Below are 22,078 nucleotides of genomic sequence, written 5' to 3'. Positions count from 1 at the left end.
ACTCCGTTGTCGTTAGCGCTCCTGTTAACGCGGATGCTTGCATCCCGAACAAAGACAAGAGCCATGACTACCCTTATCTCGACACAAGCTTTACAACTGGATACCCACGACGGTTTCCTGTTCAATGAACTCGCCTTTACCTTGCGCCAGGGCGATCGTATCGGCCTGATCGGCCACAATGGCTGCGGCAAATCCACCTTGCTGGGCTTGCTCAGCGGCACGCGGGAAGCGACGTCCGGCACCATTCATGTCGCCCGTGCCTGCCGCTTGCAGCACGTGGAGCAGCATTTGCCAGCCGAACTTGCCAGCCTGAGTCTGTACGACGCCTTGCTGGCGCCCGTGCTGGACCAGCCGGAGCTGCATTGGCGGGTTGACAGCCTGCTGGCCGAGCTGGGTTTCGACCAGGAAACCGCGCAAGTGCCCGTGCATTCTTTATCCGGCGGCCAGCACACGCGGTTGCTGCTGGGGCGTGCCCTGCTGCAGGAGCCGAACGTGCTGCTGCTCGACGAACCGAGCAATCACCTGGACTTGCCGTCGCTGCTGTGGCTCGAGCAATTCCTGCTGGCCTGGCGCGGCGCCTTCATCCTCGTCTCGCACGACCAGCGCCTGCTCGACAACGTGGCCACGCGCAGCTGGATCTTGCGCGATAGCCGCCTTTACGATTTCGACCTGCCGTGCGGCCCCGCGCTGGCGGCGCTGGCCGAAGCGGACATGGCCGCTGCCGCCAGGCATGCGGCCGAACAGAAGGAAATCGACCGCCTGGCCGTCAGCAGCACCCGCCTGGCCCTGTGGGGCAAGGTCTACGATAACGTCGGCATGGCGCGCAAGGCCAAAAGCATGCAGCGGCGCATCGACAAGCTGCAGGATGAACAGTCGTTCGTCAGCGAAGGCGCGCCCTGGCGTTTGAGTCTGCGCGGCAAGGCGCTGGCGGCCGACCAGCTGCTGGCGCTCGATGGCCTGGACGTGCGCGCCGTGCCCGCCTCGCCGCTGTTGTTCCACGTCGGCCAGCTGTGGCTGAAACCGGGCGACCGCATCGCCTTGCTGGGCGCCAACGGCAGCGGCAAGTCGTCCTTGCTACGCCTGTGCTGGCAAGCGATACAGGCGCAGGAGGAACGCAGTGACCTGCGCTACCACCACGCCGCCAACATCGGTTACTACGACCAGTCGCTCAAGCAACTGGCGGACGATGCGGATTTGTCCGACGCCCTGTACCCGTTTGCCGTGCAAAACGAGGCTGCGCGCAGCCAGGTGGCGCGCAAGCAGGCCTTGATTGCGGCCGGCTTTCCCTATGCGCGTCATGGCCAGACGGTGGCCACCCTGAGCGGCGGCGAACGGGCGCGGCTGCTGTTCCTGGGCCTGTCCCTGGCCAGCTACCATTTGCTGCTGCTGGACGAGCCCAGCAACCACCTGGACATGCAGGGCAAGGCGGAACTGGGGCAAGCGCTGCGCGGCTTTGCGGGCGGCTGTTTATTGGTATCGCACGACCGCGACCTGATCGAGACGGCGTGCAACCGTTTTTGGGTGGTGGCCGATGGCCAGCTGGCAGAGTGGCCGGACGCGGCCAGCGCGTATGCACGGCTCAGTGTGGAAGATGGGCAGGCGTTGACGCCCGTGCCGCGCGTGGAGCATGCATCTGCCGTACTGGCGGATGTCGACGTGCAGCTGGAACGCTTGTGCGAACTGGAGCAATTGCTGGCGGAGGACCTGGCCCGCAAGCCGCGTCACCAGAAGCCGGCCAGCCAGCAGGCGTGGCTGGCGGAGCTGGAACGGCTGAATCAGGCGCTGGGGATAACGTCGTAGTTATCCACTGATAAAAGGTGGCGGACCAGTTGGTCCGCCATTTTTTTATTCAGTGCCCGTCGCCACAGGCCGCGCCGGATCGGCGCACCATTCGCTCCACGAGCCCGGATACAGGGCCGCACCCGGCAAGCCGGCCACTTCCATGGCCAGCAGGTTGTGGCAAGCCGTCACGCCGGAGCCGCATTGCAGGACGGCCGCTTGCGGTGAGTCTATCAATGCGCTGAAGTCGCGTTGCAGTTCGTCCGCGCTCTTGAAACGGCCGTCGGCTTGCAAGTTATCTTTGAAGAAACGGTTTTTCGCGCCGGGGATGTGGCCGCCCACGGGGTCGATGGTTTCGTTTTCGCCGCGATAGCGGTCGGGTGCACGCGCGTCGATGACGGTCAGTGCCTGTGTTTCCAGGTTGGCGATGACGTCCTGCACGCTGACCGTGCGCGTCAGGCTGGTTTTTTCCGTGATGTTGCCCACAGGGCGGGGCGCTACCGGCGTGACCAGGGGCAAGCCTTGCGCCTGCCAGGCGGCCAGGCCGCCGTCGAGCACGGCGACGGCCGGATGGCCGAGCCAGCGCAGCAGCCACCATAAACGGGCGGCGAACATGCCGCCCTGGCCGTCATAGGCGACCACTTGCGTGTCGTCATTGATGCCCCAGCCGCGCAAGGTGGCCAGCAGGATGTTGCGGTCGGGCAAAGGATGCCGTCCCGTAAAGTCCGCGCCGCGCGCCGTCTTGGGGCCGGACAGGGCCGTATCGATATCGGCGAACTGCGCGTTCTGGATGTGGCCGGCGGCAAACGCGTCGCTGCCAGCATTGGGGTTAAGCAAGTCGTGGCGGCAATCGAGGATCACCCAGTTGCTGTCGTTCAGGTGGCTGGCCAGTTCGCTGGCCTGGATCAAGGTGGTGTACATCGGAAACGCTCCTTTACACTTCGCTGGCAATCGGATCCGTGCGCGCGATCGCCGCGCCACGGGCCGTGTTGCGGGTATTGTAATAGGTTGCCGCGATGCCGGAAGCGAGAATGATGCCGATGCCGGTCCAGCCGTGCCAGTCGAACAGGTCGCCGAAGATCACCACGCCCCAGAAGCTGGAAAAGACGATGCCCGTGTATTGCAGATTGGCCACCACGAGGGTCTTGCCCAGGCGATAGGCGCGCGTCATGGCCATCTGCGCCATGGTGGCGCACAGGCCGATGGCGGCCAGCAAGCCGATGCCGTAGGCGCTCGTGTGCGCATGCCAGACGACGGGGCCGCCGCCGGCAGTGGCCACGTGGCCGATCACGCCGGCGAGGAAATTGACGACCGAGAAATAAAATACGACCCGGTATTCGGGTTCGCCCAGCAAGCCCAGCTTGCGCACCTGCAAATAGGCCAGGGCAGACAGCATGCCGGAAATCAAGGCCGTAATGGCGCCGGCCAGCTGGTCCGTTTCGAACACAGGCTGCAGCAGCAGGGTCACGCCGACAAAGCTCATGGCGATGGCCGCCACGAGCGGCCACTCGACCTGTTTCATGCCTTTCCAGAAGCCGCCAGCCAGCAGGATCACGGCGATCCAGATGGGCGCCATGTAATTCAAGGTCATGGCCGTGGCCAGCGGCAGGATGGCGATCGCGTAAAACCACAGCCACAGGGCGATCACGCCCACCACGCCGCGCCACAGATGCTGGCCCGGCATCGTGGTTTTGAAGCTGCCGCCCTGGTAGAGGATGGTGCAGCTCATGACGATCATGCCGATGATGCCGCGGTACATGACGATTTCGGACGTCGAATACATATCCGACGCCAGCTTGACGCACACGCCCATGATGGCGAACATGAAACTGGCAAATAGCATCCAAAGCGATTGCATGAGAAATCCTGACGATGAAAAAGAAAAGGCCGCGCAATGCGGCCCTGGAGGGAATTATAGTTCGATATTATTGCGGTACCACTCGTGGAAATGCTGCATGCCATCTTCCATGGGCGACTGGTAAGGGCCCACTTCGCTGACACCGCGCGCCATCAGGGCCTTGCGGCCCGCATCCATGCGCAGGGCGATTTCATCGTCCTCGACGCAGGTTTCCATGTAGGCAGCCCGTTCCGCTTCGACGAAGTCGCGCTCGAAGAGCACGATTTCTTCCGGATAATAGAACTCCACCACGTTGCGCGTCTTTTGCGGACCATCGGGCCACAGGGTCGAGACGACCAGCACGTGCGGATACCATTCGACCATGATGTTCGGATACAGGGTCAGCCAGATGGCGCCATACGGCGGCGCTTCACCGCCACGGAATTGCAACACCTGCTCCTGCCATTTCTTGTAGGCGGGCGAACCGGCCTGCTGCAAGCCGCGGTGCACGCCCACCGTTTGCACGCTGTAATCCTTGCCGAATTCCCAGCGCAGGTCGTCGCAGCTGACGAAGCTGCCCAGGCCCGGGTGGAACGGTTCGACGTGATAATCCTCGAGGTAGACTTCGATGAAAGTCTTCCAGTTGTAGTCGCACTCGTGGATTTCCACGTGGTCGAACATGTAGCCGGAAAAATCGAGATCTTTCGAGACGGACAAATCTTTCAATTTTTCCATCACGTTGTAGCCATTCTGTTCGAACAGCAAGCCATTCCAGCTTTGCAGCGGCGTTTTCGACAGGTTCAGGCACGGCGTCTCGGGGAAATGCGGCGCGCCGATCAGTTCACCCTTGAGGTCGTAGGTCCAGCGGTGCAGCGGGCAGACGATATGGTTCGCGTTGCCGCGGCCGTTGAACATCAGCGCCTGCCGGTGGCGGCATACGTTGGACAGCACTTCGATGCCGTTGGCGTTGCGCACGAGCATGCGCCCTTCGTTCTCAGACGCCAGGGTCGCAAAATCGCCGGTTTCCGGCACCATCAGCTCGTGCCCGACATAGCGCGGGCCGGCTTGGAACAATTGCTGCATTTCACGCTGCAACAGCGTTTCGTCAAAATAGACGTGGACCGGAAGTTGCGCGTTTGAGCGCGCCAGCTTGGCGTGAGTAGCCAGATCGGACATCCCAACCCCCCATAAATGTACAACGGTCAGCAGTGCCCCAAGCCCTTGCCTGGACAACCGCTACAGAGAGAAAGAATCCGCAAAGACCTGAATTCAAATTTGTTGAAACGGTATTTCGGACAGAACCGGCGATTATAGCGCGTATCGGCCTCGGCATTGCCAAAACCCCCCGGTAAATAGTCTATTAATGAGAAACATTGTCATTTGGCGCGCAATTTCCGGTAGATGGGGACGATTGCGCTAAAATCCACTGACAAGCTGGCAACGCTATTGACTTTGAGCGCGCCGATTGCGCTTTAGTTTTCACTTAATAGTGTGGTTTGTTCTAAAATAACGCTTCTATGCTGGCCGGGAATCCCCGGCGTCTCCCTACAAGCCCCTCGTGCCACGAAGAGATCTGAGTTTATGTCGAAGAAATTAACTGCCGCTGCCGCAGCGCCGGCCTCGTTTGAAGAGGCGATGGCGGAACTGGCGCAGCTGGTAACGCAAATGGAAGCGGGCCAGTTGCCGCTGGAAGCATCGGTCGCGGCGTATCAGCGCGGCTCGGAACTGGTCAAGTATTGCGCTACCCAGCTCGACAGCGTTGAAGCGCAGGTGAAAGTATTGGAAGGCGACATGTTGAAACCGTTCGTGGATGCCGGCGAGGCCGCCCAATGATGGCCAGCGTGCAACAAGACGGCGTCACCTTCGGCGACTGGATGCAAAGCACCCAGTCCGGCGTGGAAGGCCGGCTCGACCAGTTCCTGCCGGCGGCAGACGTCGTGCCGCACAAGCTGCACGCGGCCATGCGCTATGCGCTCTTGGGCGGCGGCAAGCGCGTGCGCCCGCTGCTGGTGATGGCGGCGGGTGAATTGTTTGATGCCGATCAAGATACCCTCGCGCGCGCAGCTTGCGCGCTGGAAATGATTCACGTGTATTCGCTCGTGCATGACGATATGCCATGCATGGATGACGATGCCTTGCGCCGTGGCAAGCCCACCGTGCACATCGCCTACGATGAAGCGACGGCCCTGCTGGTCGGCGACGCGCTGCAATCGCAGGCGTTCATGCTGCTGGCCGACGGCGCGGCCATTCCTCCGGCGCGGCAGATGGCCATGCTCAAGCTGCTGGCGCACGCCTCGGGTTCGGCAGGCATGTGCGGCGGCCAGGCGATTGATCTCGACAGCGTAGGCCTGGCCTTGACCTTGCCGCAGCTGGAACAGATGCATCAGTTGAAAACAGGCGCCTTGCTGCGCGCGGCCGTGATCCTCGGCGCGCTGGCCGGCAAGGACTTGACGCCGGACGAGATGACGGCGCTGAACGCGTATGCGCGCGCCGTCGGGCTGGCGTTCCAGGTGGTCGACGACGTGCTCGACGCCACGGCCGACTCGGCCACCCTGGGCAAGACGGCAGGCAAGGATGCGGCCGCCAACAAGCCGACTTACGTATCGATACTGGGGCTGGAACCATCGAGAGCCCTGGCAGAACAATTGCGGTGCGACGCCCATGCGGCGCTGGCGCCATTCGGGGACAAGGCACGCCGTCTGCGCGAGCTGGCGGACCTGGTCGTGCAGCGGAAGGCATAAATGAAACTGTTAGAAACCATCAATGAACCAGCGCAAGTGCGCAAGCTGGCCCGCTCGCAACTGGTGCCGCTGGCCCAGGAATTGCGCAGCTTCCTGCTCGACTCCGTTTCCAAGACGGGCGGCCACCTGTCGTCCAACCTGGGCACGGTCGAGCTGACCGTTGCGCTGCATTACGTGTTCAACACGCCGCACGACCGCATCGTCTGGGACGTGGGCCACCAGACCTATTCGCACAAGATCCTGACGGGCCGCCGCGAGCGCATGCATACCTTGCGCCAGAAAGACGGCATTTCCGGCTTCCCGAAGCGCGACGAAAGCGAATACGACACCTTCGGCACGGCGCACTCGTCGACGTCGATCTCGGCCGCGCTGGGCATGGCGCAGGCCGCCAAGATCAAGGGCGACCCGCTGCACGCGATCGCCGTGATCGGCGACGGTTCGATGACGGCCGGCATGGCGTTCGAGGCGATGAACAATGCGGGCGTGCAGGAAGACGTCAACCTGCTGGTGATTTTGAACGACAACGATATGTCGATCTCGCCGCCCGTGGGCGCGCTGAACCGCCACCTGGCGCGACTGATGTCGGGCCAGTTCTACGCGGCGGCGAAAAATGTCGGCAAATCGGTGTTGCCCGGCCCCGTGCTGGAACTGGCGAAGCGCTTTGAGGAGCACGCCAAGGGCATGGTCGTGCCCGCCACCATGTTCGAGGAATTCGGTTTCAATTACATCGGCCCCATCGATGGCCACGACCTCGATTCGCTGATCCCGACCTTGCAAAACATCAAGCAATTGAAGGGCCCGCAATTCCTGCACGTGGTCACCAAGAAGGGCCAGGGCTACAAGCTGGCCGAGGCGGAGCCGATTTTGTACCACGGCACGCCGAAGTTCAATCCGGCGGAAGGCATCAAGCCGGCCACGGCGCCGGGCAAGATGACGTACACGGAAGTGTTCGGTAACTGGCTGTGCGACATGGCGGCCCACGACAAGCGCCTGGTGGGCATCACGCCGGCCATGCGCGAAGGCTCGGGCATGGTGAAATTTGAACAGCAATTCCCCAACCGTTATTTCGACGTCGGCATCGCGGAGCAGCATTCCGTGACCTTCGGCGCCGGTCTGGCTTGCGAAGGCTTGAAACCCGTCGTGGCCATCTATTCGACTTTCCTGCAGCGCGCCTACGACCAGCTGATCCACGACGTGGCGCTGCAAAACCTGGACGTGACGTTCGCGCTGGACCGCGCCGGCCTGGTGGGCGCCGATGGCGCCACGCACGCGGGCAACTACGACATGGCGTTCCTGCGCTGCATCCCGAACATGGTCGTCATGGCCGCGTCCGACGAAAACGAATGCCGCCAAATGCTGACGACGGGCTACCATTATCCGGGCCCGGCCGCCATCCGCTATCCGCGCGGCGCCGGTGCCGGCGTGGCCATCGTGCCGGAACTGACCAGCATTGAAATCGGCAAGGGCGAGCTCAAGCGCCACGGCAAGCGCATCGCCATTCTGGCCTTCGGTTCCATGGTGGCGCCGAGCGTGGCGGCGGGCGACAAGCTCGACGCGACGGTGGCCAACATGCGCTTCGTCAAGCCGCTCGACGTGGCGCTGGTGAAACAGCTGGCCGCGGAACACGATTACCTGGTGACGGTGGAAGAGGGCTGCATCATGGGCGGCGCCGGTTCGGCCGTGGCCGAAGCGCTGGCGGCGGAAGGCATCGTCAAGCCGATCCTGATGCTGGGCTTGCCCGACACCTTCATCGACCATGGCGACCCCGTGCAACTGCTGAAAAGCGTGGGCCTGGACGCCACCGGCATCGCCGCGTCGATCGAGCAGCGTTTTGGCGGCACGCAGCCGCGCCTCGCTGTTGTCAGCTAAATTTATCTGTAGACAGGAAAAGCGGCACTGCGGTGCCGCTTTTTTTGGGCTATGTCACCGTCAGATGTGGGAACGCGCCCAGCGTTGCTCTCAATAACGTTTCCGGTGAACGGATGCGCCCGGCGTCGAGTATCCAGCGCCACCCCAGATAATTTGGCAGGTAGCGCGTCGCCACGCCGTGAAACGGACCTAGCCATTGCCGCAAACGGCTGTGATAAGCATTGACGTTCTGCACGTGGGCGGCGCCCTGTACGCGGATGCCTGCGCGCAAGTTGACGGCCTGGTGGCTGATGCCCGCTTCCCGAGCAAAAGCCCGATAGGCGGCATGGCCATCGGTGACCAGCAAGACATCCTTGTCGATCATGGGTAGCAAATAATGGTGTAACTGCGCCTTGGTCAGCGCCCCTTTGCCCGTGACGAAATCGAGGGTCTGGCCCGTGCGGTCTCGCGCCACCAGGATGCAGACCTGTTCATTGGATATGCCGCGTTTGTGAGCATGGCCGCCACGGCGGCGTGGCGGACGCGTCATGTTTCTGGATCCCTTTTCCGATTCCAGCAGATATAACTCGTCGGCTTCGGCGATGCCATGCAGGCCATGCGGCCGATCCGTCTTTGCCAGCGATAAAAACCGATGACGCCAGCGAAACGTGGTGTTGCGGTGCACACCCAATTGGCTGGCAGCCTGGCGCACCGAAGATGAGTCGAGCAGGCAATCGGCATACTCGAGCCACAGCGCCTTGTGGCGCAAGCGGGCCAGCGGCGTGCCCGTCAAGGCATTGAAGGTACGCCCGCAGGGAACGCAGCGGTAGCGCTGCAAGCCGTGCGCATGGCCGTGCCGGTGCAGGTGTGCCGAGTGACAGGCGGGACAGGCCAATCGCGGCTGGGCCACACTTTCCAGCAGCGCGACGGTCGCGTCGTGTGGCGCGTTGCCACGCAGCAGGGTAATGCCTGCCTGCCGCTGGCGTCGGTTCAAACGAGCAAACTGCGCAATCAAGGTGATCCATTCGGCTGACCGCATGATCTGCTCCTGCAGGGTGAATATACAGAGTCAGACAGCACAGACAAGGGAAGATTCCGGAATTTCCCCTACTTGCCGATGACAGAGCCCTTTTTTCGTCCGCAGGGATTTTACGCTGCACTGCAACATTTTTCGCCGGGGAATGCTACGATGACGCTTTGATACCCTCTCAAAGTCCAACTTGCATTTCAGGAAACTTCACCGCCGTTCGCGCGCACTGGCCGGCCGCTGGCTGACGGGCATGCACGCCTATACCGACAAGCTGGCGCAGCGCCGTCCCCTGTGGATGGTCAGCCTGGCCATCGATGAAACGAATCTGTCCGAGGGCCTGCGGGCCGCCTGCGCCTCGAGCGCCATGCTGCTGCTGGGCCTGCTGTTCGACCACCCCGATTTTTCCTGGGCCGCCATCGGCGCCTTCTGGACCTGCCTGGCCGACGCGGCCGGCACGCGGCGCATGCGTTTCGTCTCGATGGTGGGCTTCGGCTTGCTGTCCACCGTGGCAGGCGGCCTGACGGCGCTGGCGGCAGGCCATGGCGTGGCGGCCGCCGCCGTCGCCGTCATGGTGTTTTCCTGGGCCGGCGCGCTGGCGCGCATCTGGGGCGCGGCCACGGCGCAAGTGGCCATCCTGGCGGCCACGGCCTGCGTGGTGATGGTCACGCATCCGTTGGAATCGATGACGCAGACGGCGCCTTTCCTGGGTCTGTACATGTTCGGCTGCCTGTTTGCCACCGTGCTCAGTTTTACGGTCTGGCGCATCCACCCGTTCAGCCCGGCCAGGCGCGCCATCCGCGCCGCGTATTCGCGCCTGGCCGGCATCGCGCGCGACAATGCGCGCTTCCTGGAGCAGGGCCCGGCGCTGCCGGACGCGACCGCGCATGGCGCCAGCTACCGTTCGCAGGCGCGCGCCGCGCTGGAAGCGGCGCGCGTGGCGTTGGCCGCCGTGCCGCCCGCGCGCGCGGGACGCAGCGCCCTGTACGACAACCTGCTGCTGGCGCTCAGCGACGCCGAGCGCATCTTCGCCTATCTGATCGCCGTCACGCATACGTGCGAGCGCGAGCAGCAGCGCCTGCGCCAGGACCCGCGCGCGCAACGCAGCCTGGAAGTGATGGCCGTGCTGCTGCGCCGCCTGGGGCAAGCCGTGCAGCGCCAGCCGGAAACACCGCCCCTGGCATTGCAGCGCCGCCTGGCGGGCTGCGGACGGCGCCTGGAAGCGGCGCTGGGCGCCTTGCTGCCGCTGCGACTGAACGTGGACTTCATGGAACTGGGCTTGCCGCGCGCGACACAGCTGCCGTGGCGCGAGGCGGCCTTCCTGGCGCTGGGGCAGGCGTGGCAAACGGCGAAAGTCAACGCCACGCCGCAGTCACTGAGCTGGCGCCATGCGGCGCGCGTGTCGCTGGCGACGACGGCCGGCTTCCTCTTGGTCGAAGCCTTGCAGATTCCGTTCGGCTACTGGGCCACGATGGCGACCTTATTGATCTTGCAGCCATCCGTATCGACCACCTGGCCGCGCGGCATCGAGCGGGTCGCTGGCAGCGTGCTGGGCGCCGTGCTGGCCGTGCTGATCGGCCTGGTCATTTACACGCCGCTGGGCATCTCGCTGGTGGTGTTTCCTCTGATCGTCGCCACCATGGCCTTGCGCCGTGTCAGCTACAGTCTGCACGTGCTGTTCATGACGCCCGCCTTCGTGCTGGTGGCCGACTATGCGGCGCCGGCCAGCGAGATGGTGTATGCGATGAGCCGCCTGGGCAACAACGTGCTCGGTTGCGTGCTGGCCCTGCTGGCCACGTTTTTCCTGTGGCCGGACCGCGAGGCGGACGACCTCGACCAGCGCCTGGCGAAAGCCGTGTCGGCCAACCTGAAATACCTGCTGGCCGTGCTGGCGGCGGGCGGACGCTGGGATAGCGCGATTGCGCGCCTGCGCCGCGAGGCGGGGCTGGCCAGCAATAACGCGGAGCAAGTGCTGCAGCGCCTGCGCATCGAGCGCCGCCTGGACCGCAGCAGCGGCGTGGGCCTGGCGGCGCTGCGCACCTTGCCGCTGCTGCGCCGCGTGGCGGGCAGCACGGCGCGCATCAGTTTGAGTCCCCAGGCCGAGCCGGCGCCGCCCGAATTGCAACGGTGGATTGCCGCCGTCAGCGGGGAAATCGATGCGCTGCTACGCGGTGCAGCCGATGCCAGTGCGCCGGGTCCGTGCGCGGCCGAGGGCTTGACAGTCCTGCAAGCCGATGCGGTGGCGCAGGTGCAGTTGTTGCGCGGCTTGCTGCGCGAGCATGTGCAGGCCGTCGATAGCGCGGTGGCATCCTCGCGTTGAAGCGTAGCCGCTCGGCCGGTTGCGCCCGCAACCGGCCTTTTCCTGCTTGCGGCGCCAATATTGTATAGACGTTTGGCGCTTGCCAATCTCTCCAAATTCCACATTTCATGGGCTTTCCCGATATATTTTCCAAACCGGAAATTTATCGAAAGGAAACGTTGACTCTAAAATAAGTGCGGTCTATATTCGTTTTCGTAGCAAGCAAAAATGAAATTCATATGGATTTTTTTTACGACTGGTCTGACGCGATTGCCAGGTTTGCCTGGCGCAATCGCTAACATGGAGAGTAGTAAATGAAAAAGATTGCAGTATTTATTTTTACCCTGGGACTGAGCGCTTCCTACGCCATCGCTTCCGATATCGGCTGCTCCAGCTGCGAGGAGGAGCTGCGGGAATGCACGATGATGAATGGTGACAGATCCCCATTTTGCATCGGCAGTTACAAAGCCTGCCTGAAAGTCTGCCAAATCGGCGCCTGATATCCGTTTTTTGCATTGCGAGGCGGCCGGTCATCGCCTGCTGCGCTGGCCGCCCATCGATCCTCTACGCCTCTAAGAAACTTATGATGCAAAAGAAAATTAAAACCATTGCCATGTATGGCTTGATCCTGGCCGCCGGCCTGGGCAGCGGTTATGGCCTGTCCTTGTTGCCCGGCTTGCTCAAGTCGAATTACACCGAGGGCAATTACGCCGCGTATTTCCCGAATGCCCAGACGAAAGTGGTGCTGTACGGCACGGATTGGTGCGGCTATTGCGCCAAGACGCGCGCCTACTTCAAGGAAAACAAGATCGAATTCGTCGATCTCGATATCGAGAAATCCCCGGAAGCAAGAAAAGCCCATGAAGCACTCGGTGGCGGCGGCGTACCGGTGGTGTTGATCGGCAACCGCAAGATCCAGGGTTTCAATGCAGGCGCGCTGGAAGCGGCGCTGAAGAAAATCTGACGCTTCAACTTGTTAACTTGAAAGGCTGACCATGTTCAAAAAGATTGCCGCTTTCCTGTTTGCCGCCGGCACGGCCCTGTCCTTCAGTGTGCACGCGGGCAGCCCCGATTGCACCTTTGTCTGCGAACGCAACATGCTCGATTGCGTGGAGTTCGACCAGCCAGCTTGCATGCAGCAGTACAAGGAATGCCTGAACCAGTGCCTGCGCTAGGAACGCGCTGACGCAGTGTGGATGGCGCGTAAGAGACGGCGCGCCATGGATGTCAGTGATCGTCTGTCAATTCAACAGGAGTGCTTATGTTCAAAAAACTGGGTTTCTTTTTGTTTGCCATGGGCGTCAGCGCCTCGTATGCGATCGCCGGCGGCGGCGAGCCGGAATGTTATTCGCAATGCGATGACAGGCTGGACCAGTGCATGACGGACCATCCGACCGCGCCTGGTGCCTGCACCAAGATTCATCAGATGTGCTACGACCGCTGCGATCCATACCTGCCGTAAATGTGCCGTCCATGATGGTTGCCGGCCTGCCCGTATCGTGGCCAAGCCGGCCGAATCACCTCATCCGTCCTGCAGTGCCTCATTTCCACAAAGGAGTACTTATGTTCAAAAAGCTCGGTTTCTTTTTGTTTGCCATGGGCGTCAGCGCCTCGTATGCGATGGCCAGTAGTACCGCCGACATTTCCGAATGCCAGTCCGAGTGTTATATGGCGCTCGATGCCTGTGTCATGGAGTTCAGTGTTCCTTCATGCGTCCGCGCCAATAAAGTGTGTCTTCAGGCCTGCGGCTAGGAAAATCCAATAACTATTCTGGCCGGTGCTGAAGAAAGGCGCTAGCCGATTCTATCCCTTGTCTTTGGGCGCAACATGAAACTGTGACATGTTGCGTGTTTACTTCACGTCGCTCACTAAGGAACAGCATGTTTAAAAAAATCGCTTTTTTTCTTTTTGTTGCAGGTGCCAGCCTGTCGTTCAACAAGGCGGCAAACAGCACTCCAAGCTGTGGTTTCCAGTGCGCCCAATTAAGGGGAATTTGTCTCGACGAAGGCCGGGGTGACGCTTCCTGCCGCGACAACTACAATTTCTGCGTTGAAAACTGCCGTAATGGCATCTATCCCGAGATGCCGGAATAAGCAACACGTGCATGGCCGCGTCATCTGGCGCGGTCATGCCGCCACAGCACGTCGCTGCCGCCGGCAAAGCGGTTGAGCACGCGCGACAGCACGAACAGCAGGTCGGACAGGCGGTTCACGTACTGGCGCGGATGCTCGTGGAGTGGTTCCGCATTGGCCAGCGCGACGATGCTGCGCTCGGCGCGGCGGCACACGGTGCGGCACACATGCGCGAGCGAGGCGGCGCGCGAGCCGGCCGGCAGGATGAATTCGGAAAGGGCCGGCAAGTCCGCATTGTATTTCGCCAGCAGGTCATCGAGGCGCAGCACGTGTTCTTCCTTGATCAGCTGGTAGCCGGGGATGCAGATTTCTCCGCCCAGGTCGAACAGGTCGTGCTGGATGGCCACCAGCTCGTCGCGCAAGGCGTCGGGCATGGCTTCGCACAGCAGCAAGCCGATATTGGAATTGAGTTCGTCCACGTCGCCCATGGCGTGGATGCGGGCGCTGTCCTTGCTGGTGCGGCTGCCGTCGCCCAGGCCGGTGCTGCCATTGTCGCCCGTGCGCGTGGCGATTTTCGAAAGTCGGTTGCCCATGATGCTGATCCTGTAAAGAAGAATGGGGGCAGCATACGACACTGCGCGCCGCCTGGCCGCGGATTTGCGGGCAAATCGGACAAAAAATGCGGTGCGCGCTACTTTTGTGCTTACAATCGTTGCACGCCCATGTCCATTTGTCCCCATCTTATGCTCAATGCCGCTCCTGAATCCGGATTGACCGCCGCGCGCCAGCAAGCCGTCGTCGCGGCCCTGCTGGCCGTGCTGCCGGCCCGCTGCGTGCTGTCCGACGCCGAAGATACGCGCCCGTATGAATGCGATGGCCTGGCCGCCTACCGCCAGTTGCCGATGGTGGTCACCTTGCCGGATACGGAAGAGCAGGTCATCGCCATCCTCGGCGTCTGCCGCGAACTTGGCGTGCCGATCGTGCCGCGCGGCGCCGGTACGGGCTTGTCGGGCGGCGCCTTGCCGATCGCCGATGGCGTGGTGCTGTCGACGGCGCGTCTGAACCGCATCGTGCGCCTCGATGCCTACGCGCGCACGGCCGTGGTGCAGCCGGGCGTGCGCAACCTGGCCATCTCCGAAGCGGCCGCGCAATATGCCTTGTATTACGCGCCCGATCCCTCGTCGCAGATCGCCTGCAGCATCGGCGGCAACGTGGCGGAAAACTCGGGCGGCGTGCATTGCCTCAAATACGGGCTGACCGTGCATAACGTGCTGCGCGTGCGCGTCGTCACCATAGCTGGCGATGTGCTGGAGCTGGGTGGCGAATGCCTGGATTCTCCGGGCCTGGACTTGCTGGCCGTCTTCATCGGTTCCGAAGGCATGCTGGGCATCGTCACGGAAGTGACCGTGAAACTGATACCGAAACCGGCCACGGCGCGTGTCATCATGGCGTCGTTCGGCGACGTCGTCACGGGCGGCAATGCCGTGGCCAACGTGATCGCCGCCGGCATCATTCCGGCCGGGCTGGAAATGATGGACCAGACGTCGTCGCGCATGGTCGAGCCGTTCGTCAAGGCCGGCTACGACATCGACGCGGCCGCCATTTTGCTGTGCGAAGCGGATGGCACGCACGAGGAAGTGGAAGAGGAAATCGCGCGCATGACGGCCGTGCTGGAAGGGGCGGGCGCCAGTGCCATCGCCGTTTCGCAGTCGGAAGCGGAGCGCATGAAATTCTGGTCCGGCCGCAAGAACGCCTTTCCCGCCGCCGGTCGCATCTCGCCCGATTACTATTGCATGGACGGCACCATCCCGCGCAAAAAACTGGCGGAAGTGCTGACGGGTATCGCCGCCATGGAAACGACGCATGGCTTGCGCTGCGCGAACGTGTTCCACGCGGGCGACGGCAATCTGCACCCATTGATCCTGTTCGACGCCAACATGCCCGGCGAATTCGAGCGCGCCGAAGCGTTTGGCGCCGATATCCTGGCCCTGTGCGTGGCCGTCGGCGGCACCATCACGGGCGAACATGGCGTGGGCATGGAAAAGATCAATTCCATGTGCGTGCAGTTTACGCGCGCCGAACTCGATGCCTTCTTTGCCGTCAAGCGTGCCTTCGATCCCCACACCTTGCTGAACCCGGACAAGGCGATTCCCACCTTGAACCGCTGCGCCGAATTCGGCAAGATGCATGTGACGGCGGGACGTCTGCCGTTTGCCAACCTGCCTCGTTTTTAATTTTCCGGAGACCCCTTTGCAAGCGATAGCGGAACAATTCAGGCAGCAGATACTGGCGGCCAGCGCGGCGGGCAAGCCCTTGCGCCTGCGCGGCGGCGGCACGAAAGACTGGTATGGACAGCAGCTCGAAGGCGAGGTGCTCGACACGCGCGCATATGCGGGCATCATCGACTATGAACCGACGGAGCTGGTGATCACGGCCCGCTGCGGCACGCCGCTGGCCGAGATCGAGGCGGCGCTGGCCGCGCGCAACCAGATGCTTGCGTTCGAACCACCGCACTTCGGCCCCGGCGCCACGGTGGGCGGCGTCGTCGCCAGTGCCTTGTCCGGCCCGCGCCGGGCCAGCGCGGGCGCCTTGCGCGATTTCGTGCTGGGCGCCGTGCTGATGGATGGCCATGGCGAACGCCTGGCCTTCGGCGGGCAAGTCATGAAGAACGTGGCCGGCTACGATGTCTCGCGCCTGCTGGCGGGGTCCTTGGGCACCCTGGGCCTGATCCTGGAAGTGTCGCTGAAGGTGCTGCCCTTGCCGCTGCGCGAAGCGACGTTACGCGTGGCGTGCGCGGAAATCGCCGCCTTGCGCATGCTCAATGAGTGGGCGGGCAAGCCGCTGCCGATATCGGCCAGCTGCTGGCACGATGGCGTGTTGACGGTGCGCCTGTCCGGCGCCGAGGCGGCTGTCTCGGCGGCGCTGCAATCCTTGGGTGGCGAAGTGTTGGCATACGATGACGCGGCCGCCTTCTGGCTGTCCGTGCGCGAGCAAACGCATGCATTCTTTGCTGGCGCGGGCAGCCTGTGGCGCTTGTCGCTGCCGCCGCACGCCAGCGCGATGATCCTGAAAGGGCGCCAGCTGATCGAGTGGGGCGGGGCGCAGCGCTGGCTCAAGCTCGATGGCGACGCCGATGCGGCCGGCAGCGTGCAGATTCGCCAGGCCGTGGCGGCCGCCGGCGGCCATGCGACCCTGTTCCGTGGCGGCGACAAGGCCGTGGGCGTGTTTCACCCGCTGGCGCCGGCCGTGGCCACCATCCACCAGCGTCTGCGGCAGGCTTTCGACCCGGCCGGCATCTTCAACCCGCACAGAATGTATTGAGCGCGCATGCAAACCAATCTCGCCGATTTCATCAAGAATACGCCGGCAGGCGACGAAGCCGAAGCCATTTTGCGCGCCTGCGTGCATTGCGGCTTTTGCACGGCCACCTGTCCCACCTACCAGCTGCTGGGCGACGAACTCGATGGCCCGCGCGGACGCATCTATTTGATCAAGCAAGTGCTCGAAGGCGCGCCCGTCACGGCCAAGACGCAGACGCACCTGGACCGCTGCCTGACCTGCCGTAACTGCGAGTCGACCTGTCCGTCCGGGGTGCAGTACGGACGCCTGGTCGACATCGGCCGCAACGTCGTCGAGCAGCGCGTGCAGCGCCCCTTGCGCGAACGTGCCTTGCGCTTCGCCCTGAAGGAAGCCTTGCCGCGCCGCTGGCTGTTTACGCCCGTGTACAAGGCGGGGCAGGCGCTGCGGCCACTGCTCTCGAAAGGCTTGCAGGATAAATTGCGTCCGGGCGCGCAAGCGGGGGCATGGCCCACGCGCCAGCATGCGCGCAGCATGCTGCTGCTCGATGGCTGCGTGCAGCCGGCCATGTCGCCGAACATCAACGCGGCCACGGCGCGCGTGCTCGATGCCTTGGGCGTGCAATTGATCGTCGCGCCGAAGGCCGGCTGCTGCGGCGCCTTGCGCCATCACCTGAATGACCAGGAAGCGGCGCTGGACGACATGCGCCGCAATATCGACGCCTGGTGGCCTTACGTAGACAGCGTGGACAGTGTGGAAGCCATCGTCATGACGGCATCCGGCTGCGGCGCCACGGTCAAGGAATATGGCCATTTGCTGGCGCACGATGCGCAGTATGCGGACAAGGCGCGGCGCATCGCGGCGCTGACGCGTGATCTGTCCGAGATCATGCCGGCGTTTGAAAATGAACTGGCGGCGCTGCTGAAAGGGCGCATCGGAAAACGGGTGGCGTATCACCCGCCGTGTACCCTGCAGCACGGCCAGCAGGTGCGCGGCAAGGTGGAGCAGGTCTTGCGCGCCGTCGGCGTCGACGTGCGCCTGTGCGCGGACAGCCATTTGTGCTGCGGTTCGGCGGGCACGTATTCGATCCTGCAGCCGGAATTGTCGCAGCAGCTGCGCGATAACAAGGTGGCGAACCTGGAAGCGTGCGAGCCGGAGATGATCGTGTCGGCCAATATCGGCTGCCTGAGCCACCTGCAGTCGGGTACGGAGACGCCCGTGCGGCACTGGATCGAGCTGATCGACTCGGCCTTGGCGCCTATATAGGCACTTCGCTGTACTGCGCGATGCGCCATTGGGGCGCCGGCACGAAGTTGGCGGCCCACTCCAGCACGGCGTCGGCCGGCATGGGGCGGGCGATGCCGTAGCCTTGCGCCAGGTCGCAGCCCAGCTGGATCAAACGCGCGCCATGTTCGACGCTTTCCACGCCTTCGGCGATCACCGTCAGGCTGAAGGAGCGGGCCAGGCCGATGACGGCGCGCACCAGGTGCAGGTCGTCGCGGTCGTTGAGCATATTGCGCACGAAGCTCTGGTCGATCTTGACGATATTCGCCGGCAGGCGTTTTAAATATGACATCGACGAGTAGCCGGTGCCGAAATCGTCGAGCGCGAACGTGATGCCCAGCGCCTGGCAGGCGCGGATGATGCGGCGCACGTCTTCGATGTCGTGCAGGGCCGACGATTCGAGGATTTCCAGTTCCAGCATGCTGGCGCGCACGCCGGGAAATTCGCCGAGGATGGTTTCCAGGCGCGAGACGAAATCCGGTTGCTGGAAGTGGCGTGCCGCGATATTCACGCTGACCACCCAGTGCTTGCCACTGGCCACCCAGCGCTGCATCTGCCACAGGGCCTGGCGCAGCACCCATTCGCCGATATCGATGATCAAATCCGTCTGTTCCACCAGCGGCAGGAATTGCGCGGGCGCCAGCACGCCGCGGCGCGGATGCTGCCAGCGCAGCAGCGCTTCCATGCCCACCACCGTGCCGGCGCGCATGTTCACCTTGGGCTGGTAGTACAGCCGCAGTTCGCCATTGATCAGGGCATGGCGCACTTCCGTGCGCTGGTTGTGGTGGGTGCGCACTTCTTCATCGAGATTGGTGTCGAAGAAGTGGTACTGGTTGCGCCCCGTCAGCTTGGCCTGGTAGACGGCGTGGTCGGCGTGGCGCAGCAGGCTTTCCGTATTCAAGTCCTTGCCCGCGTAGACGGCGATGCCGGCGCTGGCCGTCATGTGCAGCGCCTGCTGGTCGCACTGATAGGGGCGGCACAGTTCCGCCATCAGCTGCGTGACGTTCTGTTCGATGCTGGCGATGCTGGCCTGGCCGCACAGCAGCAGGACGAATTCATCGCCGCCCAGGCGCGCCGCGTAGTGGACCTGGCCCGTAAAGCCGTGCAGGCGGCCGGCCACCTGCTTGAGGATTTCATCGCCGGCCTCGGCGCCGTAGCGGTCGTTGATGGCCTGGAAGTGGTCGAGGTCGAACAGGCAGACGGCCAGCAGACGCTGGCGTTCGCGCGCGAGGAACAGTTCCTGTTCGAAGCGGGCGGCCAGCGCGGCACGGTTGGGCAGACCCGTCAGCACGTCATTGTAGTTTTGCCAGGACAGCTTTTGCAGCGCCTGCTGCATGTGCACGGTTTCGTTCAATTGCTCGCCCAGCTGGCGCTGGCTGGTCTTCAGCGTGGTCAGCAGTGCTTCGATATCGCCGGCCATGCCGTTGAACGACTGCGACACGGCTTGCGCTTCGGGCGTGGCGCCGGCCACCAGGCGCACGGCGAAGTTGCCGTCGCGGAAGCGGTCGGTCGCTTGCACGAAGCGCGCCAGCAGCTTGCGGTGGGTGGCCAGGATCAAGCCCAGCAGCACGAAGACGAGCACGATATTGATGCTGCTGAGGACGGCCTGCTCGCGCACCCTGAGCCACACCTGCGCCAGGGGCAGACCGGGCGTGTAGTGCAGGTCGAGGATGCCATCGCCGCCGTCCGGTAGCGCCACCGTCAGGCGGCTGCGGATGGCCGTGATGCCGGCCAGGCGCGCGAACCACGCCGGCACCGTGGCCAGCGTGCCGGCCAGCTTGCTGTCGGCCAGCACCTCGACATGTCCGCCAGCCGTGTCCCAGCGCGCGGAAACGAGGCTGCGGTTCAGCGGCAGGGCGCTGCGCAGCACCTGGCGCACGCTGTCGTGCATCGCGTGACTGTCCGCGTGCACGGCCAGCGGCAGCACGCTATTGGCGAGGAACAGGTCGAGTTGCCGCGCATCGCTCTGGTAGCGCGCATTGGCCAGCGCCGTTTCCGTGCCGAGCAGGGCGTGATAGCGAACGGCGGAAACGGCGAGTATCAGGAAGAAAATAGGAAGAAAGAGGCGGGAATAAATTCCCATCCGCATCCATGAAGATAATATTTTCCCAAAGACTGGCATCGTTTTTTGATCGATATCTGCGAATAATTATGCAAACATTATCACCGAAATTTGCTATTGGAAACACAATATTGATATCAAGCATGAAATAAGTGCGGATTGATTGATTTCAGCAATTATTGTTTTTAATCAAACCGCCAAATTGCTACTCCTGTAGCAATTGCCGAATGTCGTCCGCCAGGCTGGCCGGTTTGCTGGCCGTCGCGTAACGGCGAAATACGCTGCCATCCTTGCGCACCAAAAACTTGGTGAAATTCCATTTGATCGACTGCGTGCCCAATATGCCGGGCGCCGCCTGTTTTAATTGCGCAAATACGGGATGCGTATGCGGGCCATTCACGTCGACCTTGGCAAACAGGGGAAAGGTGACGCCGAAGTTTTTCTCGCAAAAGGCGCCGATTTCCGCATTCGATCCCGGTTCCTGCTGGCGGAATTGATTGCAGGGAAAACCCAGCACGACCAGCCCCTGCGCGTGGAATTCGCGGTACAGCGCTTCGAGTCCCTGGTATTGCGGCGTGAAACCGCAGGCGCTGGCCGTGTTGACGACTAGTAAAACCTTGCCTTTGTATTGCGCCAGGTCGACCGGCGTGCCGTCCAGTGCCTCGGCCTGGAAATCGTGGATGCTGGTCATGTCAGAGGAGTCCCAGTTTGGTGGCGCCCGTTTGCGGGGCGGGTTCCGGCGCCGTTGCGCCCTTGAGTTTGATTGTCAGGCGCAGGTCGTTGACAGAGTCCGCATTGCGCAGCGCGTCTTCATAGCTGATGGCGCCCGCTTCGTGCAGGTCGAACAGGGCCTGGTCGAACGTCTGCATGCCGTGCTCGCGCGATTTTTTCATCAATTCCTTGATCTCGTGCACCTGGCCCTTGAAGATCAGGTCGCTCATCAGCGGCGAGTTGAGCAGGATTTCCAGCGCCGCCTTGCGCCCGCCGCCGTCCTTGTTGGGAATCAGGCGCTGCGAAATCATGCCCTTCAAATTCAGCGACAGGTCCATCAACAACTGCTGGCGCCGCTCTTCGGGGAAGAAATTGATGATGCGGTCCAGCGCCTGGTTGGCGTTGTTCGCGTGCAAGGTCGCCAGGCACAGATGGCCCGTCTCGGCAAACGCGATGGCGTGGTCCATGGTGTCGCGGTCGCGGATCTCGCCGATCTGGATCACGTCGGGCGCCTGGCGCAGGGTGTTTTTCAGGGCCGTGGCCCAGTCGTCCGTATCGACGCCCACTTCGCGCTGGGTGACGATGCAGTTGCCGTGCGGATGGATGAATTCCACGGGGTCTTCGATGGTGATGATGTGGCCATGGCTGTGCGCGTTGCGGTGTCCCACCATGGCGGCCAGGGTGGTCGACTTGCCGCAGCCCGTGGCGCCCACCATGATGACGAGGCCCCGCTTGCTCATGACGATGTCTTGCAGGATGGCCGGTAAGCCCAGCCCATCGAGCGTGGGGATGGCGGTATTGATCAAGCGCAAGACCATGCCTGCCTGGCCCATCTGCACGAAGGCGGACACGCGGAAGCGCCCGAGTCCGTCCGGGCTGATGGCGAAATTGGCTTCGCGGTTGGACGCGAACTCGGCCGCCTGGCGTTCGTTCATGACGGCGCGCACATAGCCGGCCGCCTGTTGCGCGTCGAGCGCGCCGCCCGCCAGCGGCGTCAGTTTGCCGTCGAGCTTGATGGCGGGAGGAAAGCCGGCCGTGATGAACAGGTCCGAGCCGCCCCGTGCGCGCATCTGCGCCAGCAGCGCGTGCATGGCGCCATAGTGTTCGTGCGTCGTCTGCAT

At 63.0% G+C, this 22,078-nt stretch carries 22 protein-coding genes; 14 read left to right on the top strand and 8 right to left on the bottom strand.

Annotation, left to right across the window (positions count from 1 at the left end; genetic code table 11):
- Positions 1-63 precede the first annotated feature (63 nt).
- On the top strand, positions 64-1,800 hold the full coding sequence (locus tag KO538_RS24935) for an ABC-F family ATP-binding cassette domain-containing protein (protein WP_219329994.1): 1,737 nt from the start codon (positions 64-66) through the stop codon (positions 1,798-1,800).
- A gap of 45 nt (positions 1,801-1,845) precedes the next feature.
- On the opposite strand, the gene KO538_RS24930 is transcribed toward KO538_RS24935, so the two are convergent.
- From KO538_RS24930 to KO538_RS24920, 3 genes are read right to left on the bottom strand one after another with little or no spacing between them, the layout of a single operon-like run.
- The gene (locus KO538_RS24930) at positions 1,846-2,700 is read right to left on the bottom strand and encodes a sulfurtransferase (protein ID WP_219329993.1); all 855 of its coding nucleotides are present in this window, start codon (positions 2,698-2,700) and stop codon (positions 1,846-1,848) included.
- Between the two features lie 13 nt (positions 2,701-2,713).
- Positions 2,714-3,637: a DMT family transporter gene (locus KO538_RS24925; RefSeq protein ID WP_219329992.1), complete on the bottom strand. Its 924-nt coding sequence runs from the start codon at positions 3,635-3,637 to the stop codon at positions 2,714-2,716.
- A 54-nt stretch (positions 3,638-3,691) separates the two neighbouring features.
- A complete protein-coding gene (locus KO538_RS24920) occupies positions 3,692-4,792 on the bottom strand; it encodes an aromatic ring-hydroxylating dioxygenase subunit alpha (RefSeq protein WP_034749123.1) in 1,101 nt (366 codons plus the stop codon).
- Positions 4,793-5,197: 405 nt separating this feature from the next.
- Between KO538_RS24920 and KO538_RS24915 the strand changes: the two genes are divergently transcribed.
- Genes KO538_RS24915 through dxs form a run of 3 tightly spaced genes read left to right on the top strand, consistent with a single transcriptional unit; the run spans position 5,198 to position 8,226 of the window.
- Positions 5,198-5,449 (top strand): exodeoxyribonuclease VII small subunit, encoded by a 252-nt coding sequence (locus tag KO538_RS24915; RefSeq protein WP_046683420.1) that lies wholly within the window; start codon positions 5,198-5,200, stop codon positions 5,447-5,449.
- Between the two features lie 41 nt (positions 5,450-5,490).
- Entirely contained in the window at positions 5,491-6,357 is an 867-nt protein-coding gene (locus tag KO538_RS24910; protein WP_257620575.1) for a polyprenyl synthetase family protein, read from the top strand.
- Positions 6,358-8,226 (top strand): 1-deoxy-D-xylulose-5-phosphate synthase, encoded by a 1,869-nt coding sequence (gene dxs / locus KO538_RS24905; RefSeq protein WP_219329991.1) that lies wholly within the window; start codon positions 6,358-6,360, stop codon positions 8,224-8,226.
- Between the two features lie 49 nt (positions 8,227-8,275).
- Here dxs and KO538_RS24900 read toward each other — a convergent pair whose 3' ends face one another.
- A complete protein-coding gene (locus KO538_RS24900; protein ID WP_219329990.1) occupies positions 8,276-9,244 on the bottom strand; it encodes an IS1595 family transposase in 969 nt (322 codons plus the stop codon).
- 241 nt (positions 9,245-9,485) lie between these two features.
- Here KO538_RS24900 and KO538_RS24895 point away from each other — a divergent pair, with 241 nt between their 5' ends.
- The 7 genes from KO538_RS24895 to KO538_RS24865 all read left to right on the top strand — a co-directional run bounded on the left by KO538_RS24895 (position 9,486) and on the right by KO538_RS24865 (position 13,624).
- Complete coding sequence (locus KO538_RS24895) at positions 9,486-11,552, top strand: FUSC family protein (protein WP_219329989.1); 2,067 nt, start codon at positions 9,486-9,488, stop codon at positions 11,550-11,552.
- A gap of 293 nt (positions 11,553-11,845) precedes the next feature.
- Positions 11,846-12,031: a hypothetical protein gene (locus tag KO538_RS24890; RefSeq protein ID WP_219329988.1), complete on the top strand. Its 186-nt coding sequence runs from the start codon at positions 11,846-11,848 to the stop codon at positions 12,029-12,031.
- Positions 12,032-12,114: 83 nt separating this feature from the next.
- Positions 12,115-12,495, top strand: coding sequence for a glutaredoxin family protein (locus tag KO538_RS24885; protein ID WP_034749103.1), 381 nt, complete (start codon positions 12,115-12,117; stop codon positions 12,493-12,495).
- A gap of 31 nt (positions 12,496-12,526) precedes the next feature.
- Positions 12,527-12,706 (top strand): hypothetical protein, encoded by a 180-nt coding sequence (locus KO538_RS24880; protein ID WP_034749100.1) that lies wholly within the window; start codon positions 12,527-12,529, stop codon positions 12,704-12,706.
- An 86-nt stretch (positions 12,707-12,792) separates the two neighbouring features.
- A complete protein-coding gene (locus tag KO538_RS24875) occupies positions 12,793-12,993 on the top strand; it encodes a hypothetical protein (protein ID WP_034749098.1) in 201 nt (66 codons plus the stop codon).
- Between the two features lie 101 nt (positions 12,994-13,094).
- Positions 13,095-13,283, top strand: a complete 189-nt coding sequence (locus tag KO538_RS24870; protein WP_034749095.1) for a hypothetical protein — start codon at positions 13,095-13,097, stop codon at positions 13,281-13,283.
- 128 nt (positions 13,284-13,411) lie between these two features.
- The gene (locus tag KO538_RS24865; protein ID WP_139143510.1) at positions 13,412-13,624 is read left to right on the top strand and encodes a hypothetical protein; all 213 of its coding nucleotides are present in this window, start codon (positions 13,412-13,414) and stop codon (positions 13,622-13,624) included.
- Positions 13,625-13,644: 20 nt separating this feature from the next.
- Here KO538_RS24865 and KO538_RS24860 read toward each other — a convergent pair whose 3' ends face one another.
- The gene (locus KO538_RS24860) at positions 13,645-14,196 is read right to left on the bottom strand and encodes a cob(I)yrinic acid a,c-diamide adenosyltransferase (RefSeq protein ID WP_219329987.1); all 552 of its coding nucleotides are present in this window, start codon (positions 14,194-14,196) and stop codon (positions 13,645-13,647) included.
- Positions 14,197-14,346: 150 nt separating this feature from the next.
- Here KO538_RS24860 and KO538_RS24855 point away from each other — a divergent pair, with 150 nt between their 5' ends.
- The 3 genes from KO538_RS24855 to glcF are packed head-to-tail and all read left to right on the top strand — an operon-like array spanning position 14,347 to position 18,166.
- Positions 14,347-15,837, top strand: a complete 1,491-nt coding sequence (locus KO538_RS24855) for an FAD-linked oxidase C-terminal domain-containing protein (protein ID WP_219330037.1) — start codon at positions 14,347-14,349, stop codon at positions 15,835-15,837.
- A gap of 16 nt (positions 15,838-15,853) precedes the next feature.
- A complete protein-coding gene (gene glcE, locus KO538_RS24850; RefSeq protein WP_219329986.1) occupies positions 15,854-16,924 on the top strand; it encodes a glycolate oxidase subunit GlcE in 1,071 nt (356 codons plus the stop codon).
- Between the two features lie 6 nt (positions 16,925-16,930).
- Positions 16,931-18,166, top strand: coding sequence for a glycolate oxidase subunit GlcF (gene glcF, locus KO538_RS24845; RefSeq protein WP_219329985.1), 1,236 nt, complete (start codon positions 16,931-16,933; stop codon positions 18,164-18,166).
- Here glcF and KO538_RS24840 read toward each other — a convergent pair.
- From KO538_RS24840 to KO538_RS24830, 3 genes are all read right to left on the bottom strand, one after another.
- Positions 18,159-20,267 (bottom strand): bifunctional diguanylate cyclase/phosphodiesterase, encoded by a 2,109-nt coding sequence (locus KO538_RS24840; protein WP_219329984.1) that lies wholly within the window; start codon positions 20,265-20,267, stop codon positions 18,159-18,161. The genes glcF and KO538_RS24840 overlap by 8 nt on opposite strands.
- Before the next feature lie 184 nt (positions 20,268-20,451).
- On the bottom strand, positions 20,452-20,937 hold the full coding sequence (locus tag KO538_RS24835; RefSeq protein ID WP_219329983.1) for a glutathione peroxidase: 486 nt from the start codon (positions 20,935-20,937) through the stop codon (positions 20,452-20,454).
- 1 nt (position 20,938) lies between these two features.
- Positions 20,939-22,078, bottom strand: coding sequence for a PilT/PilU family type 4a pilus ATPase (locus KO538_RS24830; RefSeq protein ID WP_219329982.1), 1,140 nt, complete (start codon positions 22,076-22,078; stop codon positions 20,939-20,941).

Source organism: Janthinobacterium sp. NKUCC08_JDC, from assembly GCF_019345575.1.
Lineage (GTDB): Bacteria > Pseudomonadota > Gammaproteobacteria > Burkholderiales > Burkholderiaceae_D > Janthinobacterium > Janthinobacterium aestuarii.
This window is presented reverse-complemented; position numbering and strand designations above follow the sequence as displayed.